The sequence below is a fragment of the Flavobacterium mekongense genome, from assembly GCF_047038255.1.
In the GTDB taxonomy this organism is placed as follows: domain Bacteria; phylum Bacteroidota; class Bacteroidia; order Flavobacteriales; family Flavobacteriaceae; genus Flavobacterium; species Flavobacterium mekongense.
The window spans coordinates 727,302-743,321 of record NZ_CP174374.1; the positions used below are offsets into that span (position 1 = coordinate 727,302).

General features: G+C 36.0%; 18 protein-coding genes. All 18 read left to right on the top strand.

Annotation, left to right across the window (positions count from 1 at the left end; genetic code table 11):
• The first annotated feature begins 102 nt into the window (after positions 1-102).
• The 18 genes from ACJG85_RS03030 (at position 103) to ACJG85_RS03115 (ending at position 16,020) form a co-directional block, all read left to right on the top strand.
• Positions 103-438 carry a PadR family transcriptional regulator gene (locus ACJG85_RS03030; protein WP_412476890.1) on the top strand — a complete coding sequence of 112 codons (336 nt, stop codon included), beginning with the start codon at positions 103-105 and terminating at the stop codon, positions 436-438.
• Between the two features lie 2 nt (positions 439-440).
• Positions 441-1,061, top strand: a complete 621-nt coding sequence (locus ACJG85_RS03035; RefSeq protein WP_412476891.1) for a hypothetical protein — start codon at positions 441-443, stop codon at positions 1,059-1,061.
• A 1-nt stretch (position 1,062) separates the two neighbouring features.
• Positions 1,063-1,755 (top strand): hypothetical protein, encoded by a 693-nt coding sequence (locus ACJG85_RS03040; protein ID WP_412476892.1) that lies wholly within the window; start codon positions 1,063-1,065, stop codon positions 1,753-1,755.
• A gap of 55 nt (positions 1,756-1,810) precedes the next feature.
• On the top strand, positions 1,811-3,277 hold the full coding sequence (locus ACJG85_RS03045; RefSeq protein WP_412476893.1) for a DUF5687 family protein: 1,467 nt from the start codon (positions 1,811-1,813) through the stop codon (positions 3,275-3,277).
• Between the two features lie 25 nt (positions 3,278-3,302).
• Complete coding sequence (locus ACJG85_RS03050) at positions 3,303-4,001, top strand: ABC transporter ATP-binding protein (RefSeq protein ID WP_412476894.1); 699 nt, start codon at positions 3,303-3,305, stop codon at positions 3,999-4,001.
• A gap of 222 nt (positions 4,002-4,223) precedes the next feature.
• The gene (locus ACJG85_RS03055; protein WP_412476895.1) at positions 4,224-4,832 is read left to right on the top strand and encodes a hypothetical protein; all 609 of its coding nucleotides are present in this window, start codon (positions 4,224-4,226) and stop codon (positions 4,830-4,832) included.
• A 140-nt stretch (positions 4,833-4,972) separates the two neighbouring features.
• On the top strand, positions 4,973-7,783 hold the full coding sequence (locus ACJG85_RS03060) for a tetratricopeptide repeat protein (RefSeq protein ID WP_412476896.1): 2,811 nt from the start codon (positions 4,973-4,975) through the stop codon (positions 7,781-7,783).
• Positions 7,784-7,785: 2 nt separating this feature from the next.
• Entirely contained in the window at positions 7,786-8,190 is a 405-nt protein-coding gene (locus ACJG85_RS03065; protein WP_395633736.1) for a bactofilin family protein, read from the top strand.
• Complete coding sequence (locus tag ACJG85_RS03070) at positions 8,159-8,389, top strand: AtpZ/AtpI family protein (protein ID WP_409675267.1); 231 nt, start codon at positions 8,159-8,161, stop codon at positions 8,387-8,389. Before ACJG85_RS03065 ends, ACJG85_RS03070 begins: the two co-directional genes overlap by 32 nt.
• Before the next feature lies 1 nt (position 8,390).
• The gene (locus ACJG85_RS03075) at positions 8,391-8,789 is read left to right on the top strand and encodes a hypothetical protein (protein WP_412476897.1); all 399 of its coding nucleotides are present in this window, start codon (positions 8,391-8,393) and stop codon (positions 8,787-8,789) included.
• A 116-nt stretch (positions 8,790-8,905) separates the two neighbouring features.
• Positions 8,906-10,096 carry a F0F1 ATP synthase subunit A gene (gene atpB / locus ACJG85_RS03080; protein ID WP_409675273.1) on the top strand — a complete coding sequence of 397 codons (1,191 nt, stop codon included), beginning with the start codon at positions 8,906-8,908 and terminating at the stop codon, positions 10,094-10,096.
• A 32-nt stretch (positions 10,097-10,128) separates the two neighbouring features.
• Positions 10,129-10,323, top strand: a complete 195-nt coding sequence (atpE, locus tag ACJG85_RS03085) for an ATP synthase F0 subunit C (RefSeq protein ID WP_283237822.1) — start codon at positions 10,129-10,131, stop codon at positions 10,321-10,323.
• A gap of 79 nt (positions 10,324-10,402) precedes the next feature.
• On the top strand, positions 10,403-10,903 hold the full coding sequence (locus ACJG85_RS03090) for a F0F1 ATP synthase subunit B (RefSeq protein ID WP_409675277.1): 501 nt from the start codon (positions 10,403-10,405) through the stop codon (positions 10,901-10,903).
• Positions 10,903-11,436: an ATP synthase F1 subunit delta gene (gene atpH / locus ACJG85_RS03095; RefSeq protein ID WP_409676204.1), complete on the top strand. Its 534-nt coding sequence runs from the start codon at positions 10,903-10,905 to the stop codon at positions 11,434-11,436. The genes ACJG85_RS03090 and atpH overlap by 1 nt, the downstream gene beginning before the upstream one ends.
• Positions 11,437-11,442: 6 nt before the next feature.
• Complete coding sequence (locus ACJG85_RS03100; RefSeq protein ID WP_409675280.1) at positions 11,443-11,889, top strand: hypothetical protein; 447 nt, start codon at positions 11,443-11,445, stop codon at positions 11,887-11,889.
• A gap of 18 nt (positions 11,890-11,907) precedes the next feature.
• Positions 11,908-13,485: a F0F1 ATP synthase subunit alpha gene (gene atpA / locus ACJG85_RS03105; protein WP_409675283.1), complete on the top strand. Its 1,578-nt coding sequence runs from the start codon at positions 11,908-11,910 to the stop codon at positions 13,483-13,485.
• A 109-nt stretch (positions 13,486-13,594) separates the two neighbouring features.
• Complete coding sequence (atpG, locus tag ACJG85_RS03110; RefSeq protein WP_412476898.1) at positions 13,595-14,452, top strand: ATP synthase F1 subunit gamma; 858 nt, start codon at positions 13,595-13,597, stop codon at positions 14,450-14,452.
• Between the two features lie 101 nt (positions 14,453-14,553).
• Positions 14,554-16,020, top strand: coding sequence for a lipopolysaccharide biosynthesis protein (locus tag ACJG85_RS03115; protein ID WP_409675289.1), 1,467 nt, complete (start codon positions 14,554-14,556; stop codon positions 16,018-16,020).

The following is a 16,020-nucleotide window of genomic DNA, read 5'->3' on the forward strand; positions in this document are numbered from 1 at the left end:
AAAGGTAGCGAACGAAACACTTTTGAGAAAAAAATAATTTATACCTAAGATTTTTATGTATGTAAAAAACTTATGTATATTTGTTCGTCTAAATACTGTAGCATGAAAAATTCACAATTGTACAAAGGCAGTCTGACGACCATAGTTATGAAGCTTTTGGAAGAAAATGGCCGAATGTACGGCTACGAAATCACCCAAAAAGTAAAAGAAATCACCCAAGGCGAATTGAAAATCACCGAAGGCGCGCTCTATCCGGCTTTGCACAAATTGGAAGCCGAAGGCGTACTCGAAGTAGAAATTGAAAACGTAGACAATCGCCTACGCAAATACTATAAACTCACCGAAAAAGGTACAGCGGAAACCGTTAATCGTTTGGCCGAGTTGGAAGATTTTATCCGAAATATGCAAACTTTGGTGCAGCCTAAATTAGACTATTGATTATGAAATTAAGCCAAGAAGAAATCAAATTTATTGATACTTATTTAGAAAGCAGCGAGGTCATTTATTCGGATATTCGGCAAGAAATGGTTGACCATATTGCTACGGCTGTTGAAGAGAAAATGCAATTAGAACAACAGGATTTTTATGTTGCATTTAAATCATATATGTTGGCCAATAAAAAAGACATTCTCAAAAACAACAAAAAACGTTGGAGTTTTTCTTGGGAAGCTATTCGTCAATTTTTATTGTTTTTAGCCAGGCCTCATATGTTACTCTTCGGGGTTTTTGTGTTTTTCTTTTTTAAGAATGTAAATGTTAACCGTTATTTTTCAGCCGATTTTACCCTTAAAAATTTGTTTTTTGTTTTGGTCTTGACCGCTGTCCTTTTTCAGTCGGGTTACATCCATCTTTATCTTAAAAAAAGATTTTACAAAGTAGAAAAAACAGCGGTTATATTGGCTTTTATTTATTACGGTCAGTTCTGTTTCTTTCCTTTTTTTGGGACAGAAGAGGTTTCTCATTGGACGCTTTCAATATTTAGTTTTTTATTTTTTGGATATGTTTTCTTTTTTATACAAGAATTAATAAAATTCCACAAGCACCGATTCAATTTTATTTAAAATGAAACTCACCGCCGAACAAATCGAAAGGCTTTATGCTTTTACGCGCCAACATTATGTAGAATACTACGATTTGCAAACCGAGTTGGTCGACCATTTGGCCAATGCTATAGAAGCACAATGGGAGCAAAATTCGAAGCGCTCTTTTGAGGAAGCGCTTCAAATTGAATTTAAAAAATTTGGTGTTTTCGGATTTATGGAGGTCGTTGAAAAACGCCAAGCGGCGCTGCAAAAAAAGTATCATAAATTGGTTTGGAATGAACTCAAAAACTTTTTCCGTTGGCCCAAAATTATCGGAACATTTGCAACTGTAGGCATCATTTTTTACGCCTTAAAGTTATTCCAACAAGATGTTGTAATAGTACAAATGACTTTTGTGGTTTTGGTCGTTTCCTTTTTTGTCGGGATTTTTTGGTTGTCAAGAAAGAATAAAAAGAATCACCAAAAAACCGGAAAGAAATGGTTGCTAAAAGATATAATCTTCGGCTACGGTTCTATCACAGGATTGATGAACTTGCCGATACAAATCGCCCTTAATGTCAAAGGCGAAAACTATAGCGATTGGGCTTTGCTCTTGTTTAGTTTTTTACTAATAATCATGGCTTTGGGCGAATACATCGTTTTGGTTTTAATTCCTTCTAAGGCCGAAACTTTCCTGAAAGAGACTTATCCCGAGTACGATTTTGTAAACTAAGTTGTAACTTTTTGTTATCTTTAGAAACTAACTCACAAACCTTAAACCAAGCAACATGTTCAAACATTTTATCAGGCTGGAATGGAAATCTTTTACCCGCTCGGCTTCTTTTGGTACAAGCATAGTTCTTAAAATTATACTGGGAATTTTTGCGGCACTAATAACCATAGAGTTTTTAGCTCTCGGTCTTTTTTCCTATGATATTATGGAAGAAAATAACCTTAAACCTCTAGAAACAGTAAACAAGATTTTAATTTATTATTTGGTCATTGATTTGATTATTAGGTATTTTTTACAAAAAATGCCGGTAACCAATATCAAGCCTTTATTGATTTTGCCTATAAAAAGAAGTACAATTGTTCATTATTCATTGGGAAAGACCGCAATATCCTTTTTTAACATTGTACATGCATTTTTCTTTTTTCCGTTTACCATAAGACTTCTTTATGAAGGATTTGGTTATCAGGCTGTTTTATGGCATGTAGGTGTAGCAGCTTTATTTTACGTTAACAACTTTTTGAACATATTGGTGAACAATAAAAACAGTGTTTTCTATGCTGTCTTATCTTTATTAATCGGTTTAATAGCATTGCAATATTACGATGTTTTTGATATTACTGCCTACAGTAAGGTTTTTTTCCAAAGTTTGTATAGTATCAATTATTTATTTTTGATACCTACCATTTTAGCGGTTAGTGTTTATTATTTCTCCTATAACTATTTTAAAAACCGTCTCAATCTAGATGATGGCTTAGCCAAGAAAAGTGAGGTAGCCCAAACGGAAAACTTCACTTGGTTGGATCAGTTCGGCACTTTGGGAACGTTCCTTAAAAATGACATTCGATTACTGAAACGCAACAAACGTTCGAGAACAACCTTAATCATGAGTTTTATCTTTATTTTTTACGGGTTGCTCTTTTTTACACAATCGATAGAAGCGTATGACAATCCATGGATGAAGGTTTTTGCCGGGATTTTTGTTTCGGGTGGATTTTTATTCACTTTCGGACAGTTTGTGCCGAGTTGGGACAGTGCTTACTACCAACTCATGATGAGTCAAAACATTCAATACCGCGAGTACATCAGTTCTAAATGGTGGCTCATGGTTATTGGCACCTTAATTTCAACCTTGATTGCCTCATTCTATTTGTATTTCGGTTTGCACACTTATTTGATTATTGTGGTCGGTGCCGTTTTCAACATCGGAGTGAACTCGCATTTGGTGATGTTGGGTGGCGCTTTTGTGAAAACCCCTATTGATTTAACTACCTCCAAACAAGCCTTTGGCGACAAGCAGGCGTTTAACATGAAGACCATGCTCATTTCGTTGCCTAAAATTTTGGTTCCAATGGCATTGTATACTGTTGGGTACTATTTGATTTCGCCTAATGCAGGTTTGGTTTTAGTGGCTGCGGCCGGAGTTTTAGGCTTTGCCTTCCGCAACTATGTATTTGACAAGATTGAAACGATTTACAAATCTGAAAAGTACGCTACCATCGCGGCTTACAAACAAAAAAATTAATTCATCACAACTAAAAAAAAGAAACATGATACAAGTTACTAATCTTTCAAAAACATATAATAACGGCGTTCGTGTGTTAAACATTGAACACTTGGAAATTCCAAAAGGACAAAGCTTTGGTTTAGTGGGCAACAACGGAGCCGGAAAAACTACTTTTTTCAGTTTGTTACTCGATTTAATCCAACCCAGCTCAGGGCATATTTTAAATAATGGTGTTCAGGTAAATACCAGCGAAGCTTGGAAGCCTTTCACCGCTGCTTTTATAGACGAAAGTTTTTTAATTGGTTATTTAACCGCAGAAGAATATTTTTATTTCATAGGAGATTTACGCGGCCAAAACAAAGCCGATGTGGATGCGTTGTTGGCCAAACACGAAGAGTTTTTTAACGGCGAAATCTTGAACAGTAAAAAATACCTTCGAGACTTATCCAAAGGAAATATGAAAAAAGTGGGCATTATTGCCGCTTTAATTGGTGATCCTGAAGTAGTAATTTTGGATGAACCATTCGCTAATTTAGATCCGACGACCGTTAATCGTTTGAAAAAGATCATCAAAGAGTTGGCCGATGATTCTAACAGAACTGTTTTGGTTTCGAGTCACGATTTGGTTCATACCGTTGAGGTTTGCAACCGAATTGTAGCCTTGCATTTGGGTGAAGTGGTGAAAGACATTCAAACCTCGCCTGAGACCTTGAAAGAATTGGAAGCGTTTTTTGCGGTGTAATTCTATTCATTTTTAATAATTATAGCTGTATGTCTTAAAAACACATATGGCTATAATTATTAAATATCCTTTTCTATTTTCTTTCTAAGATTTTCTATTTCTTTTTCAAGAGTGTTAATGTATTTTCTTTGTATATCTAAGAAATATTCTGGAACAAAATAGATGTTGTTGTTTCCCAAATGATTATCAGTTGATTAATCCTTAAAAAACAAAAAACATTTAATGAGATTTAAAAAAGTATCAATTTTATTAATTCTGGTTGTTTTTGTAACAACCAGTTTTTTTTCGTGTAAGATTGTCAAAACTGCTGTTTATCAAATTAATAAAGAAGTCGATAATGATAGTTTTTGGAACAAGTTTTCTGAACACGATATTCCAACACAAAAAATTTTCTTTGTAAAATCACCACAACAGGAAGATGTAAATTTCAAATACGAATTTTTAAAATCATTTCATCAAAATATTAACTATATCTATTTTGGTTCAGGATATTCTTTGAATGAGGATATTTATTTCAAAACAATCAACTCAAAGAAAAATGGTTGTAATGAGGTTTTGGTTTCGTTGGTTGAGGAAAATGAGTATCCATTTTTTGTAAATTATGAGATTAGAGACTTGTTTCAAAAATATTCATTTTATAATTCAGAAGGTACAAAATTCAAACTTTCAAGAAAAAAGACTGTAATACTAATTCACAATTCATCAGAAGGAAATCTGTTCTTTAAAGATGCAAGTAAAATTATAAATTTTGTAAAATCAAATGATCAATTTGATTATGTAATCTTGACTACAAATTTTTATGATTTTAATCTAAAAAAAGTAGTTCCATAAGAATACTTTTATAATAAAATAAACGTAACCTTTTTAAAAACACATGGCTATTTTTTTGCCATATCAAAAAGAAACGTATTTTTACCAGTTAGTTATACAATTTATAACAATTTGACGTTATACTAAAAATACGTTTCGCTTTGAAAACCAATACACTTAAATATTTTCTCTATACCGGATTGTTTCTTTTTTTAATAGCTTGTTCTACTAAAAAAAACACTTTCCTTTCCCGTAATTCCCATGCTTTAAGTACCGAGTACAATATATTGTACAATGGGCAGATGGCTTTGGATAAAGGGATTGAAGATGTAAAGCAGCAAAATAAAGACAATTTCTGGGAATTGCTTCCTATTGAAAGAATGCAAGTCACCGAAGACAATATGTTGCCCGGCGATAACCGAAATGCCAACTTTGAGAGAGCAGAAGAAAAAGCGACTAAAGCCATTCAAAAACATTCTATGTACATCCAAGGGTCGGAAAAAAACCCGCAAATGGATGAAGCTCATTTGTTGTTAGGGAAATCGAGATATTACGAACAACGTTTCGTTCCCGCTTTGGAAGCTTTCAACTATGTGTTGTACAAATACCCTAAAAGCGATAAGATTTACGAGGTAAAAATTTGGCGAGAAAAAACCAATATGCGTTTAGAAAACGACGCTATCGCCGTCAATAACCTAACCAAGTTACTCAAAGAAATCAAGTTCAAAGACCAAATCTTTGCCGATGCCAATGCTGCTTTGGCACAAGCCTTTTTGAATTTAGAACAAAAAGACAGCGCCGTGGCCAAAATCAAATTGGCTACCGAGTTCACCAAATCCAACGAAGAAAAAGCCCGTTATCGTTTTATACTCGGACAATTGTATGAAAGCTTAGGGTATAAAGACAGCGCTTTTGCCAAGTACCAAGAAGTCATTGAGATGAATCGCAAAGCAGCGCGCCAATACGTGATTCAGGCACATGCCAAACAAGCCGGTCAGTTTGATTATGAAAAAGGAGATTCCATTGCCTTTTTGAAGAAGTTCAACGATTTAATCGAAGACCGAGAAAACCGACCTTATTTGGATGTTTTACACCATCAAGTGGCTTTGTTTTACGACAAAAATAAGAACATCACTCAGGCCAAAAAACACTACAATATTTCGCTTAAGAAAAAATCGCAAGACACTTATCTGTCGGCTTCCAACTACAGAAATTTAGCCGATATTTATTTCAATGCCGCCAAGTATGTTACCGCCGGAAAATATTTTGACAGCACATTAGTCAATTTGAAACCCAGAACCCGAGAGTTTAATCTCATCAAAAAGAAAAGAGAAAACTTAGAAGATGTTATCAAATACGAAGGCATTGCACAAAGAAATGACAGTATTATTTCTTTATACAAAATGTCTAATGAAGGCAAAATAGCCTATTTTGAAAAGCATATCGAAAAAATCAAAAAAGAGGAAGCAGCCGCATTGAAATTAGCCGAAAAAGAAGCTTTAATCAAAGAAAATCAAGAGCGAAATTCCGGTAATGTTGCCGAGGATAAAGGAAAAAAATCCAATACCGCTGAATCGACCAAATCCAACACCAAAGGAAGCGAAAGCACTTTTTATTTTTACAATCCGACTACCGTAGCTTTTGGACAAAAAGAATTCCAGAAAAAATGGGGGAAAGTTACTTTACAAGACAATTGGAGAAACGCTGCCGCAACCGGAAGTTTGAAAGGGAAAGACAACGATGCTAAAGAAGAAGAATTTGCGGAAGAAACCAAAGATGTTGCCAAAGGCGAAGAACGATTTACACCCGATTTTTATATTAAACAATTGCCTACCGATCCAACTTTGATTGACAGTTTGAGTAAAGAAAGAAACTTTGCCTATTATCAATTGGGCATCATCTACAAAGAAAAATTCAAGGAATACCAAAGAGCTGCGGATAAGTTAGAACAATTGTTGAAGAATAATCCTGAAGAGCGTTTGGTTTTACCGTCTATGTATCACCTGTACAAAGTATATGAGTTGATAGATAAAACCAAGGCAGAAGCCATAAAATCGCAAATCATTTCCCTATATCCGAATTCAAGATACGCTCAAATTTTGGCCAATCCGAACAGTCAAATGGCCGAAGCCGGCGATTCGCCTAAATCCGTTTACGAAAACTTATACAACAGCTACCAAAATCATGAATACAAAAAGGTATTAGCTGAAATTAGCGTTGCTATTGATCGTTTTACAGGAGATGAAATTGTACCAAAATTAGAACTATTGAAGGCCAACCTAATCGGAAAATTATCCGGCTTAGAGGAATACGGCAAAGCCTTAAATTTTGTTGCACTCAATTATCCTAACAGTGAAGAAGGCAAAAGAGCCGAGCGCATGATTTCGACTGATTTACCCAAACTTCAAGCCTTGCAGCTTTCGAGTTTAGACTCTAAGAACTGGAAGATTTTATATGCGACCAAAGATTTTGAAGATAAAACCACCAAAGTTTTACGCGAAAAAATTGCTAAGTTCATCAAAGAAAGAGGGTTAGAAAAGCTAACCGTTTCTTTAGACGTTTACACGATGACCAATAACTTTGTTGTGATTCACGGCTTGAACTCTAAAGATTTGGCCGAGGGGATCACCGCTATTTTAAAAGACTATAAAGATTATAAAGTACAAGAGAAACCAATTATTATCTCGGCAGAAAACTATACTATAGTTCAAATTAAGAAAAACATAGACGAGTTCTTAGCGGGCAATTTAACCGCTACGCCAACCCAACCTAATTGGGACGGAACATTTGAAAAACCGGTAGTGCAACAAGAACAAAAACCGGCTCAAAGTCAGGAACAGTCTAAAAAAGAAGTACAAAATAAGCAACAGAATAACCAACCGGTTAAACCTTCTTCAGGGATGGAAGGCCAAGACAGTGAGTTCGGTTTGCCACCATCACCACAAATGGGTAACCCGGGTAAAAAAGGATAGTCATGTTTGAGAAAAGTCCGAAATCATACACCGATTTGTTGGGTAAAACCAACCGAATAGTAGAAGGAACCACTATAACCGGCGACATCAATTCTCCGGCTGATTTTCGTTTAGATGGCCATTTGATTGGCAATTTTCAATCGAAAGGGAAAATAGTAATTGGTCCTGCCGGAAGTGTTAAAGGTGACATCATTTGCAAAAATGCGGATATTGAAGGGCGTTTTGAAGGCAAAATCCAAGTGCAGGAAATCCTAAATGTGAAATCGAAATCGCATATAATCGGCGAGGTAGTTTGCGGAAAACTTTCGGTAGAACCCGGCGCAGAGTTTAGTGCTTCTTGCGTGATGAAACCCCATGTGAAAAATCTTGCGCCTAATGGACCAACCAAAGAAGAACAAAGCGCCTAACAAATGGTTAGCCTTAGTGAATATTCCTATTCAAATGGGTGTTATCGTTTTCTTGTTCGCTAAGTTCGGAGATTGGCTCGATCAAAAATATACTAATCCACAACATCTTTATGTTAAGTTGCTAACCCTGGTTGGTGTAGCCATTGCTTTTTATAATCTCAACCGACAACTTAAAGAAATCAATAAATCAGATCAATAATATGAATTTACAAAAATTCAAGTCCATTTTTACCTTATTAGTTCTGGGAACAATAGGGTATTTAATCCATAAAACCATCTTTTATTTTTGGGTTCCGAAATTGTATCAAGACAACTTTGTATATGCTTTGGAGTTGTTGTATTTGTTCTTTTTCTTCTTTGCTGCTTTCTTGGTTTTAGTTTTAGATAAGGTCAAACAAAAGAGTATCAATTCGGTTGGTTATACATTTTTATTATTAACAACAATTAAAATGGCTATAGCCTATATTTTCCTCAAACCGATTTTAGCTGTCAACCTGGAAAAAACACCAACCGAGAAAACGAGTTTTTTTATCATTTTCATTTACTTTTTGACAATAGAGACTTATGTAACTATCAGAATTTTAAATAATAAACAATAATTCTGCTTTTAATTGTCAATTCTGTCAAAAAAAATAAAACAGATACTTTTTAATATTAATTAATATTGTACTTTTGCACCAAATTTGAGAAATAAAATCTTAGCTAATTATCAGATATGGTGTTTTCAAAAAAACCACTCCAATTTATAATCGCTGCATTAGTAGCTTTCTTTCCACTAATTAGTACTGCTAACCCAACTGTTGATTCTACCAATGTAGCCGTAGAAGCAACTCATGAGGCGGCTTCAAAATCACATGAAACCCATGGAGAAGCAGAGAATTTAACCGAAGAACAAAAAGCTGATGCAGAAAGAAAAGCCTACATCAAGCACCACTTGATGGATTCTCATGATTTTACCCTTTTTACTTATGGAGGTGAAGAACATCCTACACATGTAGGTTTTCCTCTACCGGTAATTTTGTGGGATGGCGGATTACACGTTTTCTCTTCTTCTAAGTTTGAACACGGGGAAGCCGTGGCAGAGTCTAACGGAAACTACTACAAAATCAACCACCACGATGGTTTGATTTACAAAACAGATGCTGAAGGAAACTTTACTGAAGACGAAAAAGGACATGTAACTAATGCCAAACCAATTGATTTTTCAATCACTAAAAACATTTTTATGATTTTGGTTGTTGGTTTGATTTTGTTCTTGTTGTTTGCCGGGTTAGGAAAATCATACAAGAAAAACGGTTCTATTGCAAAAGGGGCGGGTAGATTCTTCGAGCCAATCATCCTTTATATCAGAGACGATATTGCCATTCCTAATATTGGAGAGAAGCATTACAAAAAATACATGAGTTTTTTGTTGACGATTTTCTTCTTCATTTGGTTCTTAAACATGTTCGGATTAACGCCGCTGGGTGTAAACATTACCGGTAACCTTGCCATTACAGCTTCTTTAGCGGTTATTACTTATTTAATCACTACGTTTACTGCTAAGAAAGATTACTGGGGACACATTTTTTGGATGCCGGGCGTACCGGTTCCGATGAAGTTTATTTTGGCACCAATTGAATTGTTGGGAACCATTATCAAACCTTTCTCATTGATGATTCGTTTGTATGCTAACATGGTAGCCGGACACATTGTATTGATGAGTTTGATTGCTTTGATGTACACCTTCAACAGTCCAATAGGAAGTCCGTTGTCTTTCTTCTTGGCTTTTGTACTATCTTTATTGGAAATCTTAGTAGCCTTGTTACAAGCTTACATATTTACGATGTTGGCAGCACTTTATTTCGGTGCAGCGGTAGAAGAACATCACCATGACCACGCAGAAGGACATGAAGCGCATCACTAAAATTGAATGTTTAATTAAATTATATATACATTATGGAAATTCCTAAAATCATTGGAGCAGGATTAGTAGTAATCGGAGCTGGTATCGGTATCGGAAAAATCGGTGGTTCAGCAATGGATGCTATTGCACGTCAACCGGAAGCTACTGGTAAAATCCAAACAGCGATGTTGATTGCTGCGGCTCTTATCGAAGGTATCGGTTTCGCTGCTTTATTTGCAGTAAACTAAAAAGAAAAACAAAAGCTATAACGGTTGGTTGTAGCTTTTGTTAACTATTAAACATCATTAAAATTTAAGACATAATATAATGGAAGAATTATTTGGACAGTTTTCAATTGGTTTGTTTATCATGCAAACAATATTGTTCGTTGGGCTAATTTTCCTTTTGAAAAAATTTGCATGGAAACCCATTTTAGATGCGGTTAACGAAAGAGAAGAAGGAATTAAAAACGCTTTACTTTCTGCTGAGAATGCCAAGAAAGAAATGCAAAATCTTAAATCAGATAATGAGAAATTATTAGCTGAAGCCAGATTAGAGCGCGACGTAATGATTAAAGAAGCTCGAGAAATCAAAGAAAAAATGATTAACGATGCTAAAACAGAAGCACAAGTAGCCGGGCAAAAAATGATTGAGCAAGCTAAAGCTTCTATTGAAAGTGAGAAAAATGCAGCCATGGCTGAATTGAAAGCTCAAGTTTCAACATTATCATTAGATATCGCTGAAAAATTATTGAAAGAAGAATTGTCTAACAAAGAAGCTCAAACCAAATTGGTTGAGAAAATGTTAGGTGACGTAAAATTAAATTAATCGGTATGTCAAGAGCAGCGATTAGATACGCAAAAGCAATTTTAGAAACAGCCGTTTCCAACGGTAATGCCAATAAGGTAAACGATGATATGTTGTCTGTAGTGGCAAGCATCAACGGAAGTGCTGAATTGAGCGACTTTCTCTCAAGCCCAATTACTTCTTCAGAAGTAAAAATGAATGCCTTGAAAGAAATTTTCTCGTCTGTACAACCGGAAACCAACTCGTTGTTTAGATTGCTGCAAGAAAACAAAAGATTTGAAATATTAGCCGCTGTTGCTGCACAATTCAATGCACAATTTGATGAAATGAATGGTGTTGAATTAGCTACAGTAACCACTGCTTTCCCAATCACGGCTGATTTGGAAAAACAAGTGTTGGATAAAATAGCTACCATTTCAAACAAAAAAATAACTATTCAAAACATTGTAGATCCTGCTATCATAGGAGGTTTTATTTTGAGAATCAGTGACAAACAATACAATGCTTCTGTAGCCAACAGATTGCAAGAATTAAGAAGAGAATTTTCAAATTAACCACCCATGAAAAAGATATTTACAATATTGTTCTTTGCACTCAGTTTTTCTGCTTTTGCTCAAAAAGTAAAGTTGAAAAAGGACAAGGTTATCATTGATGATGTTGAAGTTTATAATTACGAAAGACAAGGGGATACTTTTACTTTCTCAACCTTATCAGCTGTTGAATTTGTCACGGTATTGAGTACGGAATATCAAGTAAGAAACGACGCTTATTACAGAACTCCAAATCCTTCAAAATATGGAATGTCTCCTTTGAAAAAAGAGTTTGTGTTTACAGTAAGATTTTTGAAAAGCGGAAGCGAAATATTTACAGACATGGATCATAAAGAGGTAATTAAAGCCATCTATAAATCCAAGTTGGTGGATGAAAATGGAAATATTGACGAAGAAAAATTGACTATTTTTATCAATAAGTACAATAACGAAAATTTAAAATTAAAAATAAACTAATCTTTTTGATTATATATTATGGCAGAAATTAAAGCTGCTGAAATTTCAGCAATATTAAAGAAACAAGTAGAAGGATTTCAATCCGGTGCTACATTAGAAGAAGTAGGAACAGTTCTTCAAGTTGGGGATGGTATCGCTCGTGTTTACGGGTTATCAAACGCACAATACGGTGAGTTAGTACAATTCGACAACGGATTGGAAGCTATCGTATTGAACTTGGAAGAAGACAATGTTGGGGTAGTACTTTTAGGTCCTTCAACCGGAATCAAAGAAGGTTCAACGGTTAAAAGAACACAACGTATTGCGTCTTTAAAAGTTGGTGAGCAAATCGTAGGCCGCGTAGTGGATACTTTGGGTAACCCAATCGATGGTAAAGGACCAATTGGTGGTGACTTATACGAAATGCCTTTGGAGAGAAAAGCGCCGGGAGTTATCTTCCGTCAGCCGGTAACCGAGCCGTTACAAACCGGTATCAAGTCAATCGACGCCATGATTCCGGTAGGAAGAGGGCAACGTGAGTTGGTAATTGGTGACCGTCAAACGGGTAAAACTACGGTTTGTATCGATACTATCTTGAACCAAAAAGAGTTTTACGATGCAGGGCAACCGGTATTTTGTATCTATGTAGCTGTTGGACAAAAAGCGTCAACTGTTGCGGGTATTGCTAAAACATTAGAAGAAAAAGGCGCTATGGCTTACACAGTAATTGTTGCTGCCAACGCTTCTGACCCTGCGCCAATGCAGGTATATGCTCCAATGGCAGGTGCTGCTATCGGAGAGTATTTCCGTGATTCAGGCCGTCCGGCTTTGATTATTTATGATGATTTATCCAAACAAGCGGTAGCTTACCGTGAGGTGTCTTTGTTGTTAAGAAGACCACCGGGACGTGAGGCTTACCCTGGAGACGTATTCTACTTACACTCTCGTTTGTTAGAAAGAGCGTGTAAAGTAATTGCCGATGACGATATCGCGAAAAACATGAACGACTTACCGGAATCGTTACGTCCAATCGTAAAAGGTGGAGGTTCATTAACCGCTTTACCAATCATTGAAACACAAGCGGGTGACGTTTCTGCCTATATCCCAACCAACGTAATTTCAATTACCGACGGTCAAATTTTCTTGGAGTCTGACTTGTTCAACTCAGGGGTTCGTCCGGCGATTAACGTAGGTATTTCTGTATCTCGTGTTGGAGGTAACGCTCAAATTAAATCAATGAAAAAAGTAGCCGGTACTTTGAAATTGGATCAAGCTCAGTTCCGTGAATTGGAAGCGTTTGCTAAATTCGGTTCAGATTTGGATGCTGCTACTTTGAACGTAATCGAAAAAGGTAGAAGAAACGTTGAAATCTTGAAACAAGCCGTAAACGATCCGTTTACTGTAGAAGATCAGGTAGCAATTATCTATGCAGGTTCTAAAAACTTGTTGAGAAATGTTCCTGTAAACAAAGTGAAAGAATTCGAAAAAGATTATATCGAGTACTTGAACAACAAACACAGAGATACTTTGAATGCTTTAAAAGCCGGTAAGTTAGATGATAACATCACCGATGTTTTAGAAAAAGCAGCTAAAGAAATTTCAGCGAAATATAACTAATAACAATTTAGCTTCGCTCAGTTCGGGCTTAGCCCTCGGGTGAAGATTTGAGAATTTGAAGACGTAATGCATTTTCAAATTTTCAAATCCGATAATTTTCAAATTAACTATGGCAAACTTAAAGGAAATCCGTAATAGAATTACTTCCGTTCAGTCGACGATGCAAATCACATCGGCGATGAAAATGGTTTCTGCCGCTAAGCTGAAAAAAGCACAAGATGCTATTACAGCGATGCGTCCTTATGCCGAAAAACTAACGGAATTATTACAAAGTGTTAGTGCTACTTTAGATGGTGATGCAGGCGGACAATACACTTCTCAACGCGAAGTGAATAAAGTCTTAATCGTAGCCGTTACTTCAAACCGTGGTTTGTGTGGTGCTTTTAATACCAACGTTATCAAGCAAGTAAAGGTAGTGGCCGATGGTTATGCCGGCAAACAAGTAGATGTATTTGCTATTGGTAAAAAAGGAAATGATGTTTTGAGAAAAACACATAATGTTATTGCCAATAGAAGTGATGTATTCGATACCTTAACTTTTGAAAATGTTGCGGAAGTTGCCAACTTGTTAACCGATAAATTTGTGTCCGGCGAATACGATAAAATTGAAATTGTTTACAATCAATTTAAAAATGCCGCTACTCAATTGGTAATGACTGAACAGTTTTTACCTTTAGCACCGATTCAATCTGAAAATGCTACTGCCGGCGATTATATTTTTGAACCGTCAAAAGAAGAAATTGTTTTAACACTTATTCCTAAGTCATTAAAAACGCAGTTGTATAAATCTGTTCGCGATTCTTTTGCTGCTGAACACGGCGCTCGTATGACCGCAATGCACAAAGCAACAGACAATGCAACCGATTTAAGAAACCAATTAAAACTAACTTACAACAAAGCGCGTCAAGCGGCAATTACCGGAGAAATTTTGGAAATTGTAGGTGGAGCGGAAGCGTTAAACGGATAGTTTTACACAATATTTTAAGGAAAGGGCGAACATTTGTTCGCTCTTTTTTTTTGGAACAGATTTAATAGTTATTTTTGTTCAACACCATAATAATTCTCGGATTGAGCCTTTATAAAAACCTTTTCAAGCAAACCCTAATCTATGGCCTGGCAACGGTGCTACCCAGAATGATTAGTTTTTTATTGAATCCGCTCTACGTAGACCAATTGCCCAAACAAGAGTTTGCCGATGTTTCCATTGTTTTTGCTTGGTTGGTGTTTTTTAACGTCATACTTTCTTATGGCATGGAAACGGCTTTTTTCCGATTTTACAATACAGAATCCGATAAGCAACGGGTAATTTCAACAGCAACGGTTTCACTGTTTTGGTCCACGCTCATTTTCTTGTTTTTATCCTTACTCAATCGGAATACCTTGTCCGATTGGTCCGGAATTAAAGTCGAATACATCACTTATACCCTTTGGATTCTCGCCTTAGACGCTTTAGTTATACTGCCGTTTTCCAAGTTGAGAGCTACACAAAGACCTATCGTATATGCGGTTATCAAAATTGGTAACGTAATGTTGAATATGTTGCTTAACTTATTCTTTTTGTTATTACTGCCCCGATTGGCTCAAATGGATTCAGAAGGTTTCTTCAATACCATATACTTCGAGAACTTTCAAGTGGGATACATTTTCATCTCCAATTTAATAGCCAGTCTGCTGACTTTTGTGGTCTTATCTCCCGATTATCTCAAGATCAGTTGGAAGTTCGATTTCAACCTATGGAAAAGAATGATGCAATACGGGTTACCCATTTTAATTGCCGGTATAGCCTTTGCCATCAACGAACATTTCGATAAAATTTTGTTGGATTGGATGAAGGTATCCAAATCAGATATTGGCGCTTATGCGGCTTGTTATAAAATAGGCATGTTTATGGTGTTGTTTCGAACAGCTTACACCTTAGGAATAGAACCGTTCTTTTTTAGTCATGCCGCCAACGAAAATGCCCAACAAACGTATGCTACGATTACCAAGTATTTTGTGATTTTCGGATCATTTATAAGCTTTTTTGTCATTGCGTTTATCGATTTATTAAAACTACCATTGGTGCCGGAAGACAGTTATTGGGTAGCCATAAAAGTGGTTCCGTTGATTGTTTTGGCGAATTTCTTTTTAGGAATTTACACCAACTTATCCGTATGGTACAAGTTAATCGACAAAACCCGAATCGGCGCTTATATTTCCATTGCGGGTGCTTTGGTAACACTTTTACTCAATTACATTCTCATCAAACAAGGTTTGAGCTATTACGGTTCTGCCATTGCTACAATAGCTGCCTACGGAACCATGATGGTGATTTCTTATCAAATGGGTCAAAAACAATATCCTATTCCTTACGATATTGCAACCCTTTTAAAATATTTATCGCTTTCCATAGTGTTTTCGGCCATTTCATTTTATATTCCGTCTTTGCGAGAAAACTACGGCGTTAAAATAGTTTTATTGGCCTTATTTTTATATTTCATCTACCGAAACGAAAAGGAAACACTACTCCGAATTGTTAAAAGAAAAACCAAGTAA